This is a genomic window from Fodinicola feengrottensis (genome assembly GCF_039530045.1).
Taxonomy (GTDB): domain Bacteria; phylum Actinomycetota; class Actinomycetes; order Mycobacteriales; family HKI-0501; genus Fodinicola; species Fodinicola feengrottensis.
The window spans coordinates 160,213-181,884 of the sequence record NZ_BAAANY010000019.1 but is presented as its reverse complement, the minus strand read 5'-3'; the positions used below and the strand labels follow the sequence as shown (position 1 = coordinate 181,884).

The window sequence follows — 21,672 nt, the reverse complement described above, 5'->3', positions numbered from 1 at the left end:
TTCTGGCGCCTTCGGCGCGGGCGCCGTCGACTACGGCTACGAGGGTCGGCCTGGCGGCCGATGGCGCCGGACGGGGTTGGGTCCCGTACAAAGTTGACCAACTTTGGTTTAGAGGTGACAGTCCCGCGCGGGGTGGGGACGGCGGGGTTGGGTCCCGTACGAAGTTGACCAACTTGATGGTGAAGGTGACAGTCCCGCGTGGGGTGGGGACGGCTGGGTTTGGGTCCCGTACGAAGTTGACCAACTTGATGGTGAAGGTGACAGTCCCGCGCAGGGGTGAGGTCAGCGGGTTGGGTCCGTCGAAGTTGGCCGGTTGTGGTTGGAGATGACGGGTCCGCGTGGGGTGGGCGGGGAAAGTGTCGGGGGTGGCGACCAGTATCGGGGGTGGACGGGTTGGGTTGAGAGGATGAGCGTGTGACTATCAGTGCTGAGCTGCGAGAACGGGCGCAGGCCCAGTTGGGGACGTTGGCCGGGCCGCAGGCGTTGCTGCGGGACGATCAGGCGGCGGCGATCTCGGCGCTGGTCGCTGACCATCGTCGCTGCGTGGTGGTGCAGCGGACCGGGTGGGGCAAGTCGGCGGTCTACTGGATCGCGACGGCGTTGCGTCGCGCGCAGGGTTATGGACCGACCTTGGTCGTCTCGCCGTTGCTGGCCTTGATGCGAGACCAGGTCGGCGCGGCCCAGCGCGCCGGCATTCACGCGGTGACACTGAATTCGTCCAACTTCGACGAGTGGTCCTCGATCGAGGCGGAGATCGCCGCCGACCGCGCCGACGTGCTGCTGATCTCGCCGGAGCGGCTGAACTCGGCAGGGTTCCGATCCCGGGTGCTGCCGAATCTGGCACCCCGCCTTGGCATGCTGGTGGTGGACGAGGCGCACTGCATTTCCGACTGGGGGCACGACTTTCGGCCGGACTACCGGCGGATCCGGCAGGTGCTGGCCGGGCTGCCGGCGGCGACACCGGTGCTGGCGACCACCGCGACCGCCAACTCGCGGGTGATCGACGACATTTCCAGCCAGCTCGGCGACGACACGCTGACCCTGCGCGGGCCATTGGACCGGAAGAGCCTCGCCCTCTCCGTGGTCGACATGCCTAACGTGCCCGCGGCATACGCCTGGATCGCCGACGCGCTGCATGAGCTACCCGGATCCGGCATCGTCTACACCCTGACCGTGGCCGAGACCGAGCGGCTGGCCGCTTTCCTTGGCACCCAAGGACATCGTGCCGAGGCATATTCCGGCCGCACCGATCCAGAGGTCCGCGGTTCGCTGGAAAAAGCGTTGCTCGCCAACGATCTCAAGGCGTTGGTGGCCACGTCCAGCCTGGGAATGGGCCTGGACAAACCGGATCTCGCGTTCGTCATCCACCTCGGCGCGCCCAGTTCACCTATCGCTTATTACCAGCAGGTCGGCCGCGCCGGCCGCGCCTTGGACAAGGCGCGGGCGGTGTTGCTGCCGACCGCGGCGGACGCCAACATCTGGGCGTATTTCGACTCCACCGCCTTCCCGGCCGAGCGCACGGTCCGCCGCGTCCTGGACGTGCTGGCGAGCGCGGACCGCCCGGTCACCATCACCGAGCTGGAAAGCCAGGCCGAGCTGGCCCGCGGCCGGCTGGAGTCACTGTTGAAGGTGCTGGACGTCGACGGCGCCGTCGATCGCGCGGAGGGCGGGTGGATTGCCACCGGCGACGAGTGGGTCTACGACCGCGAGCGATATGAGGCGATTGCCGCCGCCCGGCGGGCCGAGCAGGCCGTGATGCGCGACTACATGGCTGCGAAGCGGTGCTTGATGCGGGCACTGCGGGAGTCGCTGGATGATCCGGAGGCGGCGGACTGCGGCCGCTGCTCGGTGTGTACGGGCACCCTGCCGGCCGCCGATCCACGGCCGGCCACAGTGTCGGCTGCCACCGATTTCCTGCGGTCGCAGACGATCGGGATCGAGCCGCGCAAGCGCTGGCCGTCCGGAGCTTCCCGGCGTGGGGCGATCCCGACCGAGCTCCGGCCCGAGGTCGGCCGGGCGCTCGCGCTGGGGGAGGACCCGGCATGGGGCGACGCGATCACCACCGCGCTGGCCGCCGACGAACCGGTGTCGCAGGAGATCCTGGACGGGATCGTCAAGGTGCTCAGCCGCTGGGGCTGGCCGCAGGGCCGGCCTACCTGGGTGACTTGGGTGCCGTCCCGGCGTCGGCCGCGGCTGCTGCCCGACCTTGCCGAGCGAGTTGCCCAGCTCGGCCGGATGCAGCTGGTGGAGGCCCTGCAGCCGCACGCCGGCAGCGCCCCCTGGCAGTCCGACGCCCCCAGTCAGGGCGCCGCCGGCATCGCCGCGCTGCGCCGCTGGACAGCGACCACTGCGCTGCCCGCCGGCCCGGTTCTCCTGCTCGACGACGAGTGCCGCTCCCGCTGGACCACGGCGGTCTGCGCCGCACTCCTGCGCGAATCCGGCGCCGGCCCGGTCTACCCCCTGGTCTTACACAAGATCCTTTAGGGCAGACCCAGTCAGCGGTGCGGGGCTAAGAGGGCTGAGCCCAGTGGGGTGACAGCGTGCAGGACGGAGTTCGCGTTGCGGATGCTGGTCAGCAGGCCGGCCTCTCGGAGCACCTTGGTGTGCTCGCTGGCGGTCGCCGCGGAGACGCCGATCGTACGGGCGAGTTCGCCCGTGGTGGCGCCGCCGCCGGCGCTGACTGCGTTAAGGACCGTGGCCCTGGTGGTGCCCAGCAGCGCCACCAAGGCGTGGTTGCTCAGCTGCGCGGCGGCGGGTCCGCAGGTGGGGTCGCCGACCGCTGGATAGACCAGCACGGGCGTCAGGTCTGGGTCAGCCATCGTGACTGGCGTTCGCCAGCAGAAGAAGGAAGGGACGAGCACCAATCCGCGGCCGTTCAGGTGCAGGTCCTGGTCGCTCGGGAAATCCGCCTCCAACACCGGGGAACGCCAGCGCAGGGTCGGCCGCAGACTGGCCAGCAGCGCATCGACACCGCCATTCATAAGAGCGCGGGCGCGGACGGTACGGTCGCCGTCGACGCGGGCCCGGATCCGGCTGGTGAAGGGCTGTACGAGCGCACGGTGGTAGGTGATGAGCGAGTCGCCCAGCAGGCCCACCGCCGCCAGGTCGCCATCGGCCAGCGAGCGTGCCCACGGCGAGAGGTCACGGAGCCCGGAGAGGGTCTCCAGTTCGCGCCGGACCCGCTGGGCCGGAGTGTGTAGCACCGCGTCCACTCCGGCCTCGATGCCCTGCCCGTCCGGTGTGGGCGTCAGGAAGTCCGGAAAATAGGTGCATCGCGGGTTGACCGTCCCAATGACCTCGATCGCCTGCCGGACCTTGGTGGACCGAGCCGCCCATCGGGCGTGTTGCCGCCACGGATCGAAGATCGGTGTCTCCCGGGCCTGCAACAGGTGGCTGCTGAGCACCACCTCCCACAGCGGATCCGGCCGGGTGATCAGCCGCAGGCGGGCGAAATCGTCCCCGGAGAAATGAATTCTCAACAAGGGACACCCCCTGCGGTGCGAACCCCGTCCGGGCACCGAACCCCCGTACGCCCCATCCGGTCCACCTCTCCGTTGGTCTCGGACCGTTAAAGCTATCGAACCACTCCAAGCGGTCATCTCACTCGAGAATGCGAGGTCCGGTTGGCCGAGAGGGCAGTGCCATTTCGGGCTGAGCCGAAAACCCTGGCGCCGGCTGGGGGCGATCCGGGATCATCGCCACGCTGGGAGCGAGGGGGGAGCGGGAGACGCGGGCCGCTGCTGGGCTCGCGCCTCCCGAGCTAACGAACGTCCACAAAGGACAGATCGCCGACCGCCATTGCAGCGGCGGCGGCGTGTTCGGCGAGCCAGTCGCTGAAAGTGGAAAGATCGTTAGGAGACACCAAAATCCGCAGTCGTACGACCGCGGAATAGTCGACACTGTCCACTGTGTACGGTGACGCGCGCAACTCGTTTTCCAGCCGGCCGGCGTGCTGATGGTCGATGGTGACGACGACCGTGTGGACCGGTCGCCGGCGGACGATCGTGGCCGTGTCGGCGGCGGCCGAGACCGCGCCGCCGTAAGCGCGGATCAGGCCGCCAGTGCCCAGCAGCACACCGCCGAAGTAGCGGGTGACGACCGCGACCACGTCGGTCAGGCCGCGGCCGCGGAGCACCTCCAGCATCGGCATGCCGGCCGTGCCGGCGGGCTCGCCGTCGTCGCTGGACCGCTGGAGCTGGCCGCTGGGGCCGAGCATGAAGGCCGAGCAGTGATGTCCAGCGCCGTGGTGGGCGCGACGCCGCTGGGCCACCACCTCGCGGGCCGCCGCTTCGCTTTCGACCGGGGCGAGCAGGCAGAGAAAGCGGGACTTTCGGGCCTGGGTCTCGATGTCGACGGCGACCGCGATCGTCACGATTTCCTGCGGTGGCGGCACGAAAGGCAGCGTAACCCGTCCGCTGGGAGAGCTGCTGACGCACGGATCGTGTCATACGGTACGCGGATGGAGACCCGTATCGCGCGCATCGCCGCCACTGTGCTGGAGCCCATTCACATCACCTGCTATTTCTCCCCGGAGACCGCCGAGCACCTGACGGCGATTGGCCTCCGGCCTGGCCGGATGGTCTATTACGCCGGACGGGCCGCGCCGATGGGCGCCGTCGGGCCGGGTGTGGTGACCGCCACGTTCTACAACTTCAGCCCTGGACCGATCGCCAAGAACATCCCGCGGGCATGGACGCTGGCGTCGCCAGCGGACGTGGTCGCGGCCAGGCTCGCCGCGGTCGACGCGGCCCTCGTCCGGCTGCTGGGGGAGGCCGGCTGTGAGAGTCCCGAGGTCGTCGAGCTAAATGAGTTGGCGCGCGAGGCAACCGCGGCCTGTACGCCGGAAGGCCGCCCGCTTTACGCCGCTTACGCCGATCTTGAATGGCCAGAAAAGCCATATCTCGCAGTGTGGCACGCGGCTTCACTGCTGCGTGAATACCGCGGCGGCGGGCACATCGCGGCGCTGGTTCAGGCCGGCATCCCGGGGCTGGACGCGCTGCTGTTGCACATTGCCACCGGCCGCTCGTTCACCCGCGAATTCGCCCAGCCCAGCCGTGGTTGGACCGACCAGGAATGGGACACCGCGGCGAAGGGGCTGGTGGAGCGCGGGCTGATCGACGCCGAAAACACCATCACCGAGGCCGGCCTCAAGCTACGCTCGGAGCTGGAGGCAGCCACCGATCGTGCCGCCATGGCGCCGTGGGAGGCGCTCGGCGAGGCGAAAACAAACCGGCTCATCGAGCTGGGTGGCCAAATCCGTGACCAGCTGGCTACTGCCGGTGCGGGTCCCAAAGGCGTGTTCGTACGATAACTCCACGCACTTTAAGGATCTGTTAATCGCCATCGGTAGTGTCGATGCTGGATGTAACTGATGGCACAGAACGGGGATGTGTGAGCGGCGCCGAAATGGCGAAGCTTGCAGCGGTCGGTGCCAGCAACAAAGGTGGTCGCCGACCGCCGCATCGGAGGTTTCACATGTATTCGCAGCGCAGGTTCGCATGATTTACGAAGTGGTGGAAGTGCTGTCCCAACGGCCGCCGGAGACGGCGCCGCTTTTCGACGCCGTCGTCGAGGCATTCGGGTGGGATCCATTGCCACGCCGAGCGGAAGTCGTTGACCGCATCGAAAGTCACGAAAATTCAGAAGGAAAACACCAGGCCGTCGAAGAAAAACTCGACGACGCGCCTGCGGTTGTGGTGTCCATCACGAAAAAAGCCCTCCTCACCGAGGGCGTGGCCACGGTGCTGCCCGAGCCGGCACCGGCGCCCCAGCCGGACACCAGTCAGCCGCGTACGCGGGTACGCAAGCCCCGGCCGCGGAAGGAATCCGAACCGCGGACTGTCTCTCTCATTCGCTCGGCATAAAAAAACAAAGAGAAAGAGCCGGCGCCCACGGGGCACCGGCTCTTTCTCTTTGTCAGTTATGCGACGAGAAATTTGGCGTTGGATTCAGCGGGAGTAAGCGCCGTCAACAGAACTTCCCGTACGTCGCTGACCGGAATGACAGTCAGGTCGGAACGGACCTCCTCAGGCACGTCATCGAGATCGGGCTCGTTGCGAGCCGGGATCAGTACGGTGGTGATGCCCGCCCGGTGCGCGGCCAGCAACTTCTGTTTGACGCCACCAATCGGCAGCACCCGGCCGGTCAGGGACACCTCACCGGTCATCGCGACATCGGACCGTACCGGCCGACCGGACAGCAGCGACGCCAACGCGGTCGTCATGGTGACACCCGCTGACGGACCGTCCTTGGGCACCGCGCCCGCTGGTACGTGCAGGTGCACGCCCCGGTGGGCCAGGTCGCCGACCGGCAGCTCCAGCTCGGCGCCATGCGAGCGCAGGTAAGACAGCGCGATCTGCGCCGACTCCTTCATCACGTCACCCAGCTGACCGGTCAGGATCACACCTTCGGACCCGGTCTCCGGATCGGCCAGCGACGCCTCGATGAACAGCACGTCACCGCCCGCACCGGTCACCGCGAGCCCGGTGGCCACGCCCGGCAGGGACGTACGCTCCGCCGACTCCGGCGTGTGCCGCGGCCGGCCGACGAAGTCGCGCAGGTCGTCGACGCCCACCTTGACCGGCGTCTGCAGCTCTTCGGTAGCCAGTTTCGTGGTCACCTTGCGCAGCACCCGGCCGATGGCCCGCTCGAGGTTTCGTACGCCCGCCTCACGGGTGTACTCGGCCGCCAGCTTGCCCATCGCCTCGTCCGTGATGGTCACGTCCTGCGCGGTCAGGCCGGCCCGGTCCAGCTGCCGGGGCAGCAGGTGGTCGCGGCCGATGGTGACCTTCTCGGCCTCGGTGTAGCCGTCCAGGCTGACCAGCTCCATCCGGTCCAGCAGCGGCGCCGGGATGGAGTCGAGCACGTTGGCGGTGGCCAGGAACATCACGTCGGACAGGTCCAGCTCGATCTCCAGGTAGTGGTCCCGGAACGTGTGGTTCTGCGCCGGGTCCAGCACCTCCAGCAGGGCCGCCGTCGGGTCGCCGCGGTAGTCCGAGCCGACCTTGTCGACCTCGTCCAGCAGCACGACCGGGTTCATCGAACCGGATTCCTTGATCGCTCGTACGATCCGGCCGGGCAACGCGCCGACGTACGTGCGCCGGTGGCCACGGATCTCCGCCTCGTCGCGGATGCCGCCGAGGGCGACCCGGACGAAGTTGCGGCCCATCGCGCGGGCCACCGACTCACCCAGCGAGGTCTTGCCGACACCGGGCGGTCCGACCAGCGCCAACACCGCGCCGGATCGGCGGCCGCCGACCACCCCGAGGCCCTTTTCGGCCCGGCGGGCTCGTACGGCCAGGTGCTCGATGATCCGGTCCTTCACGTCATCCAGGCCCGCGTGGTCGGCGTCGAGCACCGCCCGTGCGCCGGGGATGTCGTAGCTGTCCTCGGTACGGGTGTTCCATGGCAGCTCCAGCACGGTGTCCAGCCAGGTCCGGATCCAGCCGACCTCGGGGGACTGCTCGGACGTACGCTCCAGCTTGTCGACCTCGGCGAGCGCGGCCTCCTTGACCTTCTCGGGCAGGTCGGCCTCTTCGACCTTGGCGCGGTAGTCCTGCTCCTCGGTCGCGGGCTTGCCGGACAGCTCGCCCAACTCCTTGCGGATCGCCGCCAGCTGCTGGCGCAGCAGGAACTCCCGCTGCTGCTTGTCCATGCCTTCCTGGACGTCCTTGCGGATGGTCTCGTTCACATCGAGCTCGGCAAGGTGCTCACGCGCCCAGCCCAGCGCGGTCTGCAGCCGCTCGGCCACGTCAGTGGTCTCCAGCAGCTGCTTCTTCTGGTCGTTGTCCAGGTATGACGCGTAACCGGACAGATCCGACAGGGCCGACGGGTCGTCCATCTTCTGGACCGAGTCGACCATCTGCCACGCCTGCCGCTGCTGCAGGATCGAGGCGATGACCGCCTTGTAGTCGCGGATCGTGTCCTTGCTGACCTCGTCAGCTCCGGTCTCTTCGACGACCTCCGCCTGCACCCACAAAGCGGCGCCCGGACCGGTCGTACCAGCGCCAATACGCGCGCGTGCGGTCGTACGAATGACCGCCGCCTTGCCGCCGCCGGGCAGCCGCCCGATCTGTTCGATGGTGCCCAGCGCGCCGATCGCGCCGTAGTCCCCGTCGAGCCGGGGGACCAGCAGCACCTGCGCGCCGCTGTCGGTGTTCGACCGGATCCCTGGCGTACGGACACCGTTTTCCCTGGTCCCGACCTGGGCTGCCTCGATGGCCGTGCGCGTGTCGGCGTCCGCGAGGTCGAGGGGCACCACCATCTGCGGCAGCACTACCTCGTCATCCAACGGCAGGACCGGCACGATCACTGTCTGACTCATGTGTCACGCCTCTCGTATGTGCATCTCGGACGCCCCAGAAAACTGAGTCGTACTGACGCAACTGTTGTGATGCCGTTGGTGTTCCCTCGACCTTGTTCGCTCTGAGCGATCACGGTTAGGCTGGTACGCAGAATCGGGCTAACGACGCGCTGGGTGGCTGGGCAGGTGCGTCTCCTCGACGTGACTCGATGGAGACGCGATGTCTTACCGTGCCCTCGCGCGTACGGTCAGCCCGGGCTTCTTCGCCCTTGGCTTCCTCGGCCGGCTGCCGTACGCGATGGCCCCGCTGGCCACCCTTGTCCTGTTGGTCGACGCGACCGGCAGCTACACGTTCGCTGGGCTGGCCAGCGCCGCCCAGAGCATCGCGATCGCGGTCGCGGGGCCCGCCGTGGGCGCGCTCGCCGACCGGTTCGGCCACCGGCTGGTCGGTGTCGTCACCGCGGTGGGGAACGCGTTTGCCCTGGTGGGACTGGTGGTCGCTGCTGGGATGGACCGGCCAGCGATGCTGCTGGCCGCGACCTTAGCCGGTCTGTTGCAACCGCAGGTCGGGCCGCTCGTACGGGTGCAGTGGCGGCGGTTGCTGGGGAGCGACCCGCTGATGCAGGCCGCGCTGTCGTACGAGGCGGCCGCCGACGAGATCGCCTTCGTCGCCGGGCCTGCCGCGGTCGGCCTGCTGGCGCCGCTCGGCCCGGCCGTACCGGCGGTGGTGATGGCCGCGATGCTGGTCGTCGCGTCGCTGCCCTTCGCGCTGTTCTTCGCCACCCGTGAGCCAAACCGGCAAGCGCCGACCGGTCCGAGACCGGCTCTACCGCGGTGGCCGATGATCGCCCTGTTCCTCGCGATGGCCGCGATGGGGGCGATTCTCGGTGCCATCCAGACCGGCGTCACCGCGTACGCGACCAGCGCCGCCGGCCTGCTCTATGCCGAACTGGGCATCGGCAGCGCGCTCGCCGGGGTGGCCTGCGGGTGGCTGCCGGCGACTTTCGGCTGGTGGCGGCGGTACGTCGTGTTCGCCGCCACCCTGCTGGCCGGGATGACCACGTTGGCTGCTGGCGTACCGGTGCCGATCGCGATCGCCGTCGCCGGCGTGACGGTCGCGCCGTACATGATCAGCCTCTACGCCCTGACCGACCACATCGCGCCGCCGAGCCGGGCCGCGGTCGCCATGACCATCCTGTGCGCTGGCGGCCCGCTCGGCTCCGCGGTCGGCCGTGCGGTGGCCGGCCGGCTCGCTGACACGTACGGCAGCGTCGGCGCCTTCGCGGTCGCCCCGGCAGCCGCTGGCCTGGCGTTGGCGCTGGCTGTCGTGGTGGTGGTTCGCCGCGCGCGCCAAGAAAAAGCTCAGAACCGCCTGCGGTGAAAGGCGATCGACGCACTGGCCATGGGTGGCTAAGGTGCGCGGCATGACCTTTGGTTGACCTCGGTTTCCGGTAGCCGCGAAACCCCTGATCAGGATGGCGATCGGGTGGGCGTTTCTGGGCGACGTCGTGCCCTTGTACGCGCTCTATGCGTTGCTTTTCGCCGCCCACGGCCTGTCCGACGCGCAGATCTCCGTGCTTTTCGGGATGTGGTCGGCGGTCGGCATCCTCGCCGAGGTGCCGACCGGCGCGCTCGCGGACCGGTTCTCCCGCCGCGGCGCGCTGGTCGTGGCCGGGATGCTGCAGGCCGCCGGCTACGCCCTGTGGGTTGCTTTTCCTTCTTTTCCAGCGTTCGCGGCCGGTTTCGTGCTGTGGGGCCTGGCCGGCTCACTGGTTTCCGGGACTTTCGAGGCGCTGCTCTACGACGGGCTCGCCACGGTCGACGCCGAAGCGCTGTTCGCGCGCGTACTTGGCTGGGTACGGGCCGTCGGGTTGATCGCGCAGCTGCCGGCCGCGCTCGCGACCACGGCGCTCTACGCGTGGGGCGGCTTCCCGCTGGTGGGGTGGGTCAGCGTCGGCTGCTGCCTCGGCACTTCGGTGGTGGCATCCCGGCTTCCCGAAGCCCCTCGAACAGCAGCCGACGAGCCTGAGCCGGCCACCGTCAAGCCGTCCGTGACTGGGTCGTACGTGGCGACCTTGCGCGCCGGTCTCGTCGAGGCCACCGCGCATCCGGGCGTACGTGCCGCGGTCCTCGCTGTCGCGCTGCTGACCAGCATCGACGCGGTGGAGGAATACTTCCCGCTGCTGGCCCGCGACTGGGGCGTACCGACCGGCCTGGTCCCGGTGGCGGTGCTGGGCATCCCGCTGGCCGGCGCCGCCGGCGCGTTCCTGGGTGGTTCGAGCGGCCGGCTGCGTACCGGCGCGGTGGCCGCGCTGGTCGCGGCGGCGGCCGTCGGGCTGGCCGCTGCCGGGCTGTCGCGCCAGCCGCTGGGTCTGGTCGCGGTGGCCGGCTCTTATGGGCTCTACCGGCTGGCCTTGGTGGTGGTGGACGCCCGGCTGCAGGACCGGATCGACGGCGCCGCCCGCGCCACCGTCACCTCGGTGGCTGGGCTGGGTACCGACCTCGCGTCCTTCGCCGTCTACGCGGCCTGGGCCGCCGGCGGTGTCGTACTTGTCGCCGCCCTGCTGGCCGTCATCGGCGTCTCCCTCCGCTGGCTGATCCCCCCGCGAACTCGACGTATTCGCGGTCGAAAAACGTCCGGTTCGTAGGGTGCTCAGTCGCGAGGAGTCAGAAGCCCCGGACGACGGCGGCCATGTCGTCGCTCGGGTCGCCCGCGCGGTCCATCAGGTCCTTGATGGCCTGGGCGAACGCAGGACTGCGGCCGGCACCTTCGAGGGCGGCCGCGACCAGACCGGCGTCCTTCGCGCCGCCATCGAGGGCGAAGGACGCGGGAAAGTCACCGGCGATCATCATGGCGCCCTTGAGCTGCGCGTAGCCGCTGTCCAGCGGGCCGCCCTTGATCGCGTCCAGGAACCGCCGCGGGTCGATGCCGAGGGCCTGCGCCAATGCGATCGACTGTCCAGCGGCGGTGGTCAGGGAGAGCACCCAGGCGTTCATCACGAGCTTGAAGCGGCTGGCCGCACCGGGTTCGTCGCCGAGCCGAACCACCTTGCTGGCGACCGCGTCGAACACCGGCTGCGCGCGGGTGACGAGGTCGTCGGCGCCGGCCGCGAGGACGGTCAGTTGGCCGCTCTCGGCGGGCTGCCGAGTGCCCATCACCGGCGCGTCGACGAAACCGACGCCCCGGCTCGCGGCCTTGCTCGCGAGCCTCCCGATGCCGTCGACTCCGACAGTCGTCATCTGCAGCCACAACGCGTCCTCGGCCATCGCTGGCAGGGCGTTGTCCATCACGGCGTCGACCGTGTCACCGTCGAACAGCATCGTGATGACCACGTCGGCACCGTTGACGGCCGCCACCGGCGAGTCCGCGACGGTGGCGCCGACCGCGGCCAGCGGCTCGGCCTTGTCCCGGCTGCGGTTCCAGACCGTCAGGTCCAGGCCGGCCTTGGCCAGGTTCCTGGCCATCGCGGCGCCCATGATTCCGGTTCCCAACACGGTCGTACGCAACGACATGCCCCTTCCACGTTTATCCGCAGTGTAAGAGGGCGCGATCAGAACAGCTGCCTGATGGTCTGGACGATGTCGGCGTAGAAGGTGCCGCCGACCGCGCGCAGGAGCTGGAAAGGTAGCTCCGGGCTGCCGAAAAACGGCCGCAGAGCCCAGCCCAGCTGGGTGCCGACAAAGCCGAAAAGCAGGATCCACAAATAAAGCAGCGCTGGGCTGGCCAGTTTTTCCTGTGTTCGTACGGACATCGGGCGGCTCGCCGGCGGCTGGTGCGGCTGGACGCGGTCGACGCCGGTATCGGCCAGGCGCGGCGGCCAAGGCTCCTGGGCTGGCGCCGGCACCGCGATCCACGCCTCGTCGTCGACGCCCACCATCGCCCGTACGGACAGCGCCGGCATCGGCACCTGCGGGAGTTGCGGCGGCGCCGGTGGGGTCACCGATGGCGGCCGGCTCAACCGGTTCAGGGCAGTCATGCCGGCGACCAGAAAACGCAGGCCGACCAGCGCCGTCAGCGTCAGCACGCACACGTTGAGCAGCTTGAAGAAAGCGTACTGTGGCGCGGTCACCAGGAAGAACAGGCTGACCGGCGCGAATGTCAGCGACAGCACCGAAGTGACGGTGATGGCGAGCAGCACCAAGGACAGCGTCTGGAGAAGCGAAAGCCGGGCGCCGAAAACGAGGTTGAAGAGGTAAAGCGTGGGCAGGCAGATGGCGAGGGTCACCAGGAACAGCACCGGCAGCTTCAGTGCCGACGAGACCGCCTGAGCCATTGAGCTGGAGGCGCCCAGGACGCCGCCATAGCAAGCCAGCGCGATCACCGTACTCGCCAGCAGTTGGCCGATTAACAGCCGCAGATCACGCTCTTCGTGAATCTGTCGCCAGACGCTGTCCCGGTCCCGGAGAATTCGCTCAATCACGAGAAGGTCGCGCAGGGTCCTGCGCATGGTGGCTCCTTTGCCGCCGTTGACCGGTTCTTCGTCCCGGTCGCCTTGGACACGATTGCCCCCGCTTGGCCGCCACATCCTCCGGATGCCGTGGTCAAGTCGATCACGTTAGCCGACCATTGCGCGGTCGGCAGGGTTTTACCTCAAACTACTTTTACCGCACGGTAGGCCCCAAAGTGCCGGCGGTCCGGTCGTACGATCGGACCACCGCACGCGAGCAGGCCATTTACCGTTGCCGGCGGATTTTGGCGGCCTGTCTGGACGATTCCTTGGTCGGTCGAACAACATGACCGGTTAAGGCCGCATTCACCAGTCCGAACAAGTCGACACCGCAGACAGACTACTAGAGCAACTTCTTCTGCACCTTGCCCATTGCGTTGCGGGGCAACGAATTCAGCAGGTGCACCCGCCGTGGCCGCTTGTGTACGGACAGGTGGCCGGCGACGAAATCAATCAACACCTTTTCGGTGACAGGTTCGCGGGTCACCACGTACGCGACGATTTCCTCGCCCAGATCGTCATGTGGCGCGCCGATCACCGCGGCCTCGGCGACCGCCGGATGGGCCAGCAACGCGTTCTCCACCTCGCCGGCGCCGACCCGGTAGCCGCCAGTCTTGATCAGGTCGGTGGACGCCCGGCCGACGATGCGGTGCCACCCGTCCGGTCCGACGGTGGCCACGTCACCGGTCCGGAACCAGTCGTCGGCCGCGTACGACTCGGCGGTTGCGTCCGGCCGGCCGAGATAGCCGGCGAACAGTTGGGTGCCGCGCACCTGCAGCCCACCGACAGTCTCGCCGTCGGCGGCCAGCGGCGCGCCGGTGTCGTCGACCAGGCGGGTCTGGACGCCGTGCACCGGCAGCCCGACATACCCGGGCCGCCGCTCGCCGTCGGCGCGAGTGCTGACCGTGATCAGTGTTTCGGTCATCCCGTACCGTTCCACCGGCGGCTGGCCGGCCAGCGCGGTGAGGCGTTCGAAGACCGGCACCGGCAGTGGTGCGCTGCCGGACACCAGCAGCCGGGCGCCGGACAGCGCCCGAGCCGACGGCTCGTCCGCGCACACCCGGGACCAGACCGTTGGTACGCCGAAGTAAAGGCTGCCGCCGGCCGCCGCATAAGCCTGCGGCTTCGGTCGTACGGTATGCACCAGCCGGCTGCCGACCCGCAGCGCGCCGAGCACCCCGAGCACCAAGCCGTGCACGTGGAAGAGCGGCAGGCCGTGGACGAGCACGTCGTCCGGCGTCCACGCCCACGCGTCGGCCAGCGCATCCAGCCCGGCCGCGAGCGCGCGATAGGGGATGAGCACACCTTTCGGCACGCCCGTGGTGCCGCTGGTGTAAAGGATCAAAGCGGTGTCGTCCTGCGCCGGTGCCGGAAAACCGCTGGCCGAGCGGGCCGCGAGGTCGATCGGGATGGCCGCGATGGCGTCGTCCCCAGTGTGGTCTGTGCTCGTACGCCCCGGAGCCGCCAGCACGGCGGTCGCGCCGGAGTCCCGCAGGATGTGCGCGCGCTCGGCGTGGCCGGAATCCGGCGGCACCGGCACCACCGGCACGCCGGCGGCAAGCGCGCCGACCACCGCGACGACGGTGTGCAGGCTGGCGGTGGCGTCCACCGCGATCGCGGCCGCGCCGGCGATCCGGTCCGCGACCGCGGCCGCCGCGGCCACCAGGTCACCGGCTGACAACGGGTCGTCGCCGACCCGGACCGCTTCCGGCCGGTCGAGGGTGTGGTCGCGGTAAAGGGACGTTAACAGCACGCTGATCAACGTATCCTGGTCGTTTGGTTGCCTGTCAATGCTATGAAATTTGCCTCTGTGGCGTGCTGTGAAAGAGCTGTGGAAGCAGCGGTAGTGTCAGTCACCGTGGCTTCAAAAGGATCGTACGGAGATAACGGACATAAGCTTTCTCGTCGGGACATAATGCGATTGGGAGCGGCCGGTGCGGTCACTCTCGGGCTCGCCGCCTGCGGGCCCGACAAGCCGACCGCGAGCGGGAGTACGGGCGCTCCGGCCGGACCGACCGCGGCACCCCCGTCGCCGTCACCATCGGCGAGCCCGTCGCCCACCCCGGCCGCGGCCAGCGCGCTCAAGCAGCAGAAAAAGGCCATTCACACGCTGCACGAATACGTCGAGTTCGTGCCCGGCGCGCAGCCCTTCCCGTCGAACGCGATCGCGCTGACGATCGACGACGGTCCGACCCCGGCCTGGACGCCGAAAGTCCTCGCACTGCTGGAGAAGCTCGACATCAAGGCGACCTTCTGTCACATCGGGGTGCAGGACAAGGGTCACAAGGCGCTCGCCAAGAGTGTCGTGAGCGAGGGTCATCACCTGGCTAACCACACGTACTCGCACCCGCTTTCGCTGCCGAAGCTGAACGCGGCGACCATCCACAAGGAGATCAACGACGCGCAGGCGTCGATCGTGGATGCCACCGGTTTCACCCCGCATCTGTTCCGGTCGCCGGGTGGTGCCTGGTCCGCCGAGGTCTTCAAGCAGGCGGCCGCCAACGGCATGGCCGCGATCGACTGGGAAATCGACCCGAAGGACTGGTCCAGGCCCGGCACCGAGCTGATCCGGCTCCGGATGCTGAAGGCCAAGCCGGGCGACATCATTCTCTGCCACGACGGCGGCGGCGACCGCTCGCAGACGTACGACGCGCTGAAGGCCGTGCTGCCGGTGCTCAAGTCCAAGGGCTACCAGTTCGTGACCCTGCCAGCCCCACCCGCCACCGGCGACAACACCACTCCCTGACCGTTAGTCGACGCGATGCGTGCGCCAAACGCACGCATCGCGTCGACGCGCCAAAGCGGATAACCGGTGACCGCTACTTCGGCGGAATCGGGACTGGGTCGATGGCCGGAGCCAAGGTGCGCGCTGGGGTCGGCACCGGTGTCATGTCCGGCACCTGCGCGACCGCCGCGATCGGGTACGGCTCGCCGGCCGGCGCCTGCGCGACCGGCGGGCTGGCGATCGGGACGTTCGCCATGGCCGGCGTGGCCATCGCGAGCGCGGCCGCGACGGCGCCCGCGGCCAGCGCGCCGATGACGACCACCCGTGCCGGACCGGTGAGGCTGCGATGCATTCGGGATCCTCCATCTGTTGTGCCGGTCCCGCACAACCAGTGCGGAACTGGCTCCACTAGGTGATCCACAGCATCGGTTTCGTGGCGATAAAACAGATACAGGGTCTGCATATCGGGCGCATATCGGCCGCGACGGAGGGCGTTGAGCAGGTCAATCTCAGCGGACGTGACAATCGGGCATTCCGGGCTCTCAGACGTGCAGGCCGCATTCGGTTTTGTCGCGGCCGGCCCAGCGGCCGGCGCGGGCGTGTTGGCCGGGCAGGACGGCCTTGGTGCAGGGCGCGCAGCCGATCGAGGGGAAGCCCTGGTACGCGAGCGGGTTGACGATCACGTCTCGTTCGGCGATGTACGCGGACACGTCGTCCGCCGTCCAGCAGGCCAGCGGGTTGACTTTTACCTTGCCGCGCTTGGCGTCCCAGCCGACGACCGGCGCGAGTGACCGACTCGGCGACTCGTCGCGGCGCAGACCGGCGCCCCAGGCCAGGTACGGCTGCAGCGCGCTGTTCAGCGGCGCGACCTTGCGCATCGCGCAGCACGCGTCGGGGTCACGGGCGTAGAGACTCTGCCCGAACTCCACGTTCTGTTGTGCGACGGTCAGTTCCGGGCGTACGGACACGACGTTGACGTTGAGCGTACGAGCGACCCGGTCGCGGGTCTGCAGGGTCTGTGGGAAGTGGTAGCCGGTGTCCAGGAAGATCACGTCGACGGCGGAGGGGAGTACGTCGGAGGCGAGGGTCGCCAGCACCGCGTCGCCCATCGAAGAGGTCACGCAGAACTTCTTGCCGAAGGCCGCCCAGGCCCAGCGCAGCACGTCGTGAGGGAGCGCGCCGTCCAGGTCGCGGCCGGCATCGAGGGCGAGTTCTTGCAGCTCAGAGCTAGTGCGTTGCCTCGGTAAAGTGAGGGTCATCGGGTCTCCTCGATCGACCGCGTCGCGGTGGCCGGTCGCCGGTTGGTGCCGACGAACTTCAGCTCCCACGTACGCAGGCAGGCGTCGCAGCGGTAGGTGTGAAGGTGCTCGCCGGCGGGTCGGATGTCTTCGTCCCCGCAGTACGGGCAGTAGAACGGCGTTGCGCGCTCGCTCACGCGAGCCACTCCTCGTCGGCGCGTACGACATATTTCGCGAAGGTCTCGCCGTCTTCGCGGCGGTCCAGGTAGCCGCGCAGGATCCGCTCGCAGTAGTCCGGCAGCTCGTCAGCGGTCACCTTCAGGCCGCGGAACTTGCGGCCGAACTGCGGGTCGGCGCCGAGCTGGCCGCCCAGGTGGACCTGGAAGCCTTCGACGGATTCGTTGCGTTCGTTGCGGACCATCGAACCCTTGAAGCCGATGTCCGCGGTCTGGAACCGGGCGCAGGAGTTCGGGCAGCCGTTGACGTTGATCGTCACCGGGGTATCGAACTCCGGCAGCCGGCGCTCCAGCTCGCCATAGAGCTGCTGCGCGCGCTGCTTGGTCTCGACGATCGCGAGCTTGCAGAACTCGATGCCGGTGCACGCCATCGTGCCGCGCCGGAACACGCTCGGCTTGACCTGTAGGTCCAGCTCGGCCAGCTCGCGGGTCAGCCCGTCCACGTCGGTGACGTCGAGAATGACCAGTTTTTGCTGGGCGGTGGACCGAATCCGGCCTTTGCCGTACGTGTCGGCGAGCTCGGCGACCTTGGTCAGGATCGTGCCAGACACCCGGCCGGCGCTCGGTGCAAAACCGATCGCGTACCGGCCGTCGCTTTGTTTGTTGACACCGACGTGGTCGCGCTGCGGGCTGGCTGGCATGTCCGGCAGCGGGCCGTCGGGCAGTGCGTAGCCCAGATATTCCTTTTCCAGGACTTCCCGGAACTTCTCCGTGCCCCAGTCCGCGACCAGGAACTTGAGCCGCGCGTGGTTCCGCGACCGGCGGTAGCCGTAGTCCCGGAAGACGCTGATCACGCCGGCCCAGACCTCGGTGACCTGGTCGGGGCGTACGAACGTGCCGAGCCGCTGGGCGAAGTGCGGGTTGGTGGACAGCCCGCCGCCGACCCACACGTCATAGCCGGCCTCGCCGTCCTCGTTGTGCACGCCGACAAACGCCACGTCGTTGATCTCGTGGTTGGTGCACTGCTCGGAGCAGCCGGAGATAGACGTCTTGAACTTGCGCGGCAGGTTCGAGAACTGCGGGTCGCCGATATAGCGCTCGACCACATCGCGTACGGCGTCGGAGGCGTCGAGGACCTCGTCGTGCAGCACCCCGGCGAGGGGGCAGCCCAGGATCACCCGCGGCGAGTCGCCGCAGGCCTCAGTGGTCGACAGGCCCACCGCTTCGAGTCGCCGCCAGATCTCCGGCATGCTCTCGATCTCGATCCAGTGCAGCTGGACGTTCTGCCGGTCGGTCACGTCCGCGGTGTCCCGGCCGAACTCGGTCGAGATGCCGGCGATGACCCGCAGCTGTTCGCTGGTCATCGAGCCGCCGTCGGTGCGTACGCGCAGCATGAAGTAGCGCGCGTCCAGCTCCTCGGGCTCCAGCAGCGCGGTCTTGCCGCCCGGAATGCCGGCCGCGCGTTGCGTGTAGAGGCCGTACCAGCGAAAACGTCCGCGCAGGTCGGCCGGGTCAATCGAGTCGAAGCCGCCGGGGGCGTAGATCTTCTCGATCCGTTCCCGGACGGTCAGCGGGTCGTTGTCCCGCTTGCTCCGCTCATTCGGGTTCAGTGGTTCCCGGTAGCCCAGTGCCCACTGGCCCTGGCCTCGGGTGGTGCGGGCCATGGATGTCCCTTTGTTGTGAAGGCGTGCGAGTCTCAGAGGTCGGCGACGGCCGACGGGCGCGCGAAAGCGCCAGGTTTATCGCAGGGGAAAGCCAATCGTCCTTACGCCGGACACGCGGCGCTACGCACGCGCTGCAGGTCAATGTGCAGGCGCACTGTCAGGAATTCTCCTGGCGACGGCATGTCACCAAGGATGCCACAACTTCCTCGGTCACGGAGATAACTGTGTTCTCCCCCGCTTGCTTAGGATGCCCTAATCCCACAGGCCGGACCGTGCGAGCGTCACCTCAGGGTGGCGCGGCGGAGGTCCCGTACGGACAGGCAGATGGCGGCGGCCAGCAGTTCGATGGCGCCACCACCGGCGAAGGTGGGGACCAGGCCGTACGCGCTGACCGCGATGCCGGTGACGACCATGACCAGCGGCGTGACGCCCATGCTCGCGAGCGCGTTGACGCTGCCCACCCGACCGCGGAACCGGTCCTCGGTGAGGGCCTGGTTGAGCGAGGCTCCGAGTACGCCGAAAACTCCGCTTGACAGGCCGGTGAGAGCGCTCGCCGCGATGGCCGCGGCGAGGTTCGGCGCGAGCGCCATCGCCGTGATTCCGGCCGCTTCGCCGGCCGCCGCCAGTGCGATCCACAGCCCGATCCGGTCGCGGATCCGCACTTTCAGCAGCAGCGTCGCGGATGCCGCCGCACCGATCCCAAAACCGGCCAGCAGGTAGCCGATGCCGGCCGAGCCCCAGCCACGGTCGCTGGAAAGCAGCGCGAGACCGACGTTCATCGGCCCGACAAAACCGAGGTTGCCGATGAAGCCGACGGCCATACTGGTCCGCAGGACCCGATGTCTCGCGAGGTAGCCGAAGCCGGCTCGCAACGCGATGAGGTAGCGCTCGGGAGTGCCGGTCGCCGCGTCCGTACGCGGTCGTACCGACGCGATGGCCAGCGCGGACACCGCGAAAGTCACCGCGTTGACGCAGCTTGCCAGCGGCAACCCGCCGACCGCGACCAGGATCCCGCCCAGCGGCGCGCCGAGCGTCAGCGCGGCTCGCTGAGTGAGCTCGCGCAGGGCGGCGCCAGACGAGAGCTGGTCGGTACGCAGCAGCCGCGGCTGCATCGAGCCGGCGGCCGGCAGGAAAACCGCGTCCACCGCACCGAAGACGAGCGCCACGACCACCAACAACGCGATGGTCGGCTGCCAGAGCGCGACGCCGGCGGCGGCCACACTGACCACGACCCGCAGCAGGTCGCTGCCAATCATCAGCCGGCGCGGGCCGTACCTGTCGACCAGCGGGCCGCCGAACAGCATCAACAGCAGCCGGGGGAGCGCGGAGACGGAGACGATCACGCCGGCCACCGCGGGTGTCGACTGCTGGACCGCGGCCCAGGAGAGTGCGACGTACCAGACCTGGTCGCCCAGCACGGACACCGACTGGCTGACGACGTAGCGGACGTACGGCGATTCGCGGTAGGCCGGTCTGGTCAGTGTCGTGGTCATGGCTTTTCCGGGAAGGCGTGGAAAAACAGGAAGACGGCTTCGCGGTCGTCGTCAGCGGCCAGTGGCGTACCGTCCGGATGTTTGCCCACGTCGGCCCACCGGTCCAGGACGGTCAGCAGTTCGGCGCTCAGCTGGGTCAGCTCGGCGGCGGTGAGCCGGAACTGGCTGTCGCTGGCGACCGACGCCCGGGACCACTCGTGCGTCCAGGCGTGCCGTACCTGCTCCCACTTGCTCAGCCGCTCGAACTCGTCGGCGACCATCTGGGCCTTCGCGGTGGCCGCGATCGCGGCACCCTCGGGGCCTTGGAAGTCGAGGGTGTCCCAGCTCGTCGACCCGGGTACGAGCCGCCACCAGCGCTCGCGCCGGTCGCGCGCCAACTCCGGCGCCTCGGTGATGAAACCGTGCCGCGCGAGTTCCCGGAGGTGGTAGCTGACCAGGCCCGGATCGGTCTCGGTGTGCTTGGCCAGGGCGCCCGCGGTCGCCGGGCCGAGCTGACCAAGCAGGCGATAGAGCTTGCGGCGCAACGGCTGGGTGAGCCCCTTCAGGACCTCGGGGTCGGTGATCTGTCGCTTCGGCCTCATGGCGGTCAGCATACATGCAGAAGATTAGTTCTGGAAGATTTCTTCTGGATTTTTGGTGTCATCAGGCCACACTGGTTGGCAAATGGGGAAGACCCCAGATAGCCTGTTGCAAGAGAAACGGGGATGGCCCCGTTTGGTGGAGGTGTCTGATGGGACCTGGAGACGTACACCAGGTGCTCGCGGAGAGCCGTCGCGACGGTCGCTGGGAGGACGGCCTGCGCTACGTCGCTGACGAGTCGCTCGACCAGGGCAGGCGGGTCACCCGGGACGACTGGCGGCGCAAGTGGGCGGGGATGATGGCCGGCTGTCCCGATCTGGAGATCACCGTGGAGCACACCGTGGTGGACGGGGAATGGGCGGCGAACCGCTGCACCATGCGTGGAACGCACACCGGCGAGCTGTTCGGCCGGCCGCCGACGGGTGAGCGGTTCGAGTTCCGCGGCATCGACATGATCCGGGTACGGGACGGCCAGATCGTCGAACACTGGGGCTTCGCCGAGGGCTTTTAGACGGGTCGGGCGCTATTTTTGTGGCGGCGGGCCAACTCCTGATAGATCTCGGCGTTGTTGTCGACCCATCGCGCAGCGCCACTGGACAGTGGTCCGCGTTGCTGGCCGACCGGCCCGAGGAACATCGTGCCCGGCTCGACGACCGTGTTCGGCGGCACCAGCGCGCCGGCCGCGACCAGCGCCCGATCGCCGATTCTCGCGCCGTCCTGCACGGTCGCGTTGTTGCCGATCAGGGCCTCGGCGCCGATCGTGCAGCCGTGTACGACGCACATGTGACCGATCGTCGCGCCCGTACCGATCTCGGTCACCGGGTCGTAGCCGCAGTGGATCACCGAGTTGTCCTGCACGTTGGCGCCGGCTTTGACGACGATCGCGGTGAAGTCGGCGCGCAACACCGCGCCGTACCAGACCGAGGCCCCGGCCTCGACCGTCACGTCCCCGACCAGCGTCGCGTTCGGGGCGATCCAAGCGTCCTCGTGCACTTTCGGCGTGACACCTTCAAACGAGTAGAGCGGCATAACTGGCACTCTACGGTC

Annotated in this window: 20 protein-coding genes; 7 read left to right on the top strand and 13 right to left on the bottom strand. The window is 68.7% G+C overall.

Annotated elements, in window-relative coordinates; all coding sequences use genetic code 11:
* Positions 1-414: 414 nt before the first annotated feature.
* Positions 415-2,484 carry a RecQ family ATP-dependent DNA helicase gene (locus ABD301_RS23780; RefSeq protein ID WP_344312686.1) on the top strand — a complete coding sequence of 690 codons (2,070 nt, stop codon included), beginning with the start codon at positions 415-417 and terminating at the stop codon, positions 2,482-2,484.
* Between the two features lie 11 nt (positions 2,485-2,495).
* On the opposite strand, the gene ABD301_RS23775 is transcribed toward ABD301_RS23780, so the two are convergent.
* On the bottom strand, positions 2,496-3,479 hold the full coding sequence (locus ABD301_RS23775; RefSeq protein ID WP_344312684.1) for an ArsR/SmtB family transcription factor: 984 nt from the start codon (positions 3,477-3,479) through the stop codon (positions 2,496-2,498).
* 281 nt (positions 3,480-3,760) lie between these two features.
* Complete coding sequence (locus tag ABD301_RS23770) at positions 3,761-4,393, bottom strand: YigZ family protein (protein ID WP_344312683.1); 633 nt, start codon at positions 4,391-4,393, stop codon at positions 3,761-3,763.
* Positions 4,394-4,459: 66 nt separating this feature from the next.
* Here ABD301_RS23770 and ABD301_RS23765 point away from each other — a divergent pair, with 66 nt between their 5' ends.
* On the top strand, positions 4,460-5,311 hold the full coding sequence (locus tag ABD301_RS23765; RefSeq protein WP_163569216.1) for an SCO6745 family protein: 852 nt from the start codon (positions 4,460-4,462) through the stop codon (positions 5,309-5,311).
* A 187-nt stretch (positions 5,312-5,498) separates the two neighbouring features.
* On the top strand, positions 5,499-5,864 hold the full coding sequence (locus ABD301_RS23760) for a hypothetical protein (RefSeq protein WP_163569215.1): 366 nt from the start codon (positions 5,499-5,501) through the stop codon (positions 5,862-5,864).
* 56 nt (positions 5,865-5,920) lie between these two features.
* Here the strand turns inward: ABD301_RS23760 and lon are convergent, their stop codons facing one another.
* Positions 5,921-8,323 carry an endopeptidase La gene (gene lon, locus ABD301_RS23755; protein WP_344312682.1) on the bottom strand — a complete coding sequence of 801 codons (2,403 nt, stop codon included), beginning with the start codon at positions 8,321-8,323 and terminating at the stop codon, positions 5,921-5,923.
* 199 nt (positions 8,324-8,522) lie between these two features.
* Between lon and ABD301_RS23750 the strand changes: the two genes are divergently transcribed.
* Both ABD301_RS23750 and ABD301_RS23745 read left to right on the top strand, forming a co-directional pair.
* Positions 8,523-9,683, top strand: a complete 1,161-nt coding sequence (locus ABD301_RS23750; protein WP_344312681.1) for an MFS transporter — start codon at positions 8,523-8,525, stop codon at positions 9,681-9,683.
* 94 nt (positions 9,684-9,777) lie between these two features.
* Positions 9,778-10,950 carry an MFS transporter gene (locus ABD301_RS23745; protein ID WP_344312680.1) on the top strand — a complete coding sequence of 391 codons (1,173 nt, stop codon included), beginning with the start codon at positions 9,778-9,780 and terminating at the stop codon, positions 10,948-10,950.
* Between the two features lie 19 nt (positions 10,951-10,969).
* Here ABD301_RS23745 and ABD301_RS23740 read toward each other — a convergent pair whose 3' ends face one another.
* From ABD301_RS23740 to ABD301_RS23730, 3 genes are all read right to left on the bottom strand, one after another.
* Entirely contained in the window at positions 10,970-11,815 is an 846-nt protein-coding gene (locus ABD301_RS23740) for an NAD(P)-binding domain-containing protein (RefSeq protein WP_163569212.1), read from the bottom strand.
* A gap of 38 nt (positions 11,816-11,853) precedes the next feature.
* Positions 11,854-12,750, bottom strand: a complete 897-nt coding sequence (locus ABD301_RS23735; protein ID WP_163569211.1) for a hypothetical protein — start codon at positions 12,748-12,750, stop codon at positions 11,854-11,856.
* 343 nt (positions 12,751-13,093) lie between these two features.
* Positions 13,094-14,503, bottom strand: a complete 1,410-nt coding sequence (locus ABD301_RS23730) for an acyl-CoA synthetase (protein WP_344312675.1) — start codon at positions 14,501-14,503, stop codon at positions 13,094-13,096.
* A 162-nt stretch (positions 14,504-14,665) separates the two neighbouring features.
* Here ABD301_RS23730 and ABD301_RS23725 point away from each other — a divergent pair, with 162 nt between their 5' ends.
* Positions 14,666-15,496: a polysaccharide deacetylase family protein gene (locus ABD301_RS23725; protein WP_344312673.1), complete on the top strand. Its 831-nt coding sequence runs from the start codon at positions 14,666-14,668 to the stop codon at positions 15,494-15,496.
* Positions 15,497-15,569: 73 nt separating this feature from the next.
* Here ABD301_RS23725 and ABD301_RS23720 read toward each other — a convergent pair whose 3' ends face one another.
* The 6 genes from ABD301_RS23720 to ABD301_RS23695 form a co-directional block, all read right to left on the bottom strand.
* Positions 15,570-15,827, bottom strand: coding sequence for a hypothetical protein (locus tag ABD301_RS23720; protein WP_163569209.1), 258 nt, complete (start codon positions 15,825-15,827; stop codon positions 15,570-15,572).
* A 190-nt stretch (positions 15,828-16,017) separates the two neighbouring features.
* A complete protein-coding gene (locus ABD301_RS23715; RefSeq protein WP_344312670.1) occupies positions 16,018-16,734 on the bottom strand; it encodes a phosphoadenylyl-sulfate reductase in 717 nt (238 codons plus the stop codon).
* Positions 16,731-16,910 (bottom strand): hypothetical protein, encoded by a 180-nt coding sequence (locus ABD301_RS23710; RefSeq protein ID WP_344312668.1) that lies wholly within the window; start codon positions 16,908-16,910, stop codon positions 16,731-16,733. The genes ABD301_RS23715 and ABD301_RS23710 overlap by 4 nt, the downstream gene beginning before the upstream one ends.
* Positions 16,907-18,553, bottom strand: a complete 1,647-nt coding sequence (locus ABD301_RS23705; protein ID WP_344312666.1) for a nitrite/sulfite reductase — start codon at positions 18,551-18,553, stop codon at positions 16,907-16,909. The genes ABD301_RS23710 and ABD301_RS23705 overlap by 4 nt, the downstream gene beginning before the upstream one ends.
* A gap of 281 nt (positions 18,554-18,834) precedes the next feature.
* Positions 18,835-20,046, bottom strand: a complete 1,212-nt coding sequence (locus ABD301_RS23700) for an MFS transporter (protein ID WP_344312662.1) — start codon at positions 20,044-20,046, stop codon at positions 18,835-18,837.
* Positions 20,043-20,627, bottom strand: a complete 585-nt coding sequence (locus tag ABD301_RS23695) for a helix-turn-helix domain-containing protein (protein WP_163569206.1) — start codon at positions 20,625-20,627, stop codon at positions 20,043-20,045. The genes ABD301_RS23700 and ABD301_RS23695 overlap by 4 nt, the downstream gene beginning before the upstream one ends.
* A 149-nt stretch (positions 20,628-20,776) precedes the next feature.
* Between ABD301_RS23695 and ABD301_RS23690 the strand changes: the two genes are divergently transcribed.
* Entirely contained in the window at positions 20,777-21,136 is a 360-nt protein-coding gene (locus ABD301_RS23690; RefSeq protein ID WP_344312660.1) for an ester cyclase, read from the top strand.
* Here the strand turns inward: ABD301_RS23690 and ABD301_RS23685 are convergent.
* The gene (locus tag ABD301_RS23685) at positions 21,133-21,654 is read right to left on the bottom strand and encodes a gamma carbonic anhydrase family protein (protein WP_344312659.1); all 522 of its coding nucleotides are present in this window, start codon (positions 21,652-21,654) and stop codon (positions 21,133-21,135) included. The two genes, ABD301_RS23690 and ABD301_RS23685, sit on opposite strands and share 4 nt — an antisense overlap.
* Between the last annotated feature and the right edge of the window lie 18 nt (positions 21,655-21,672).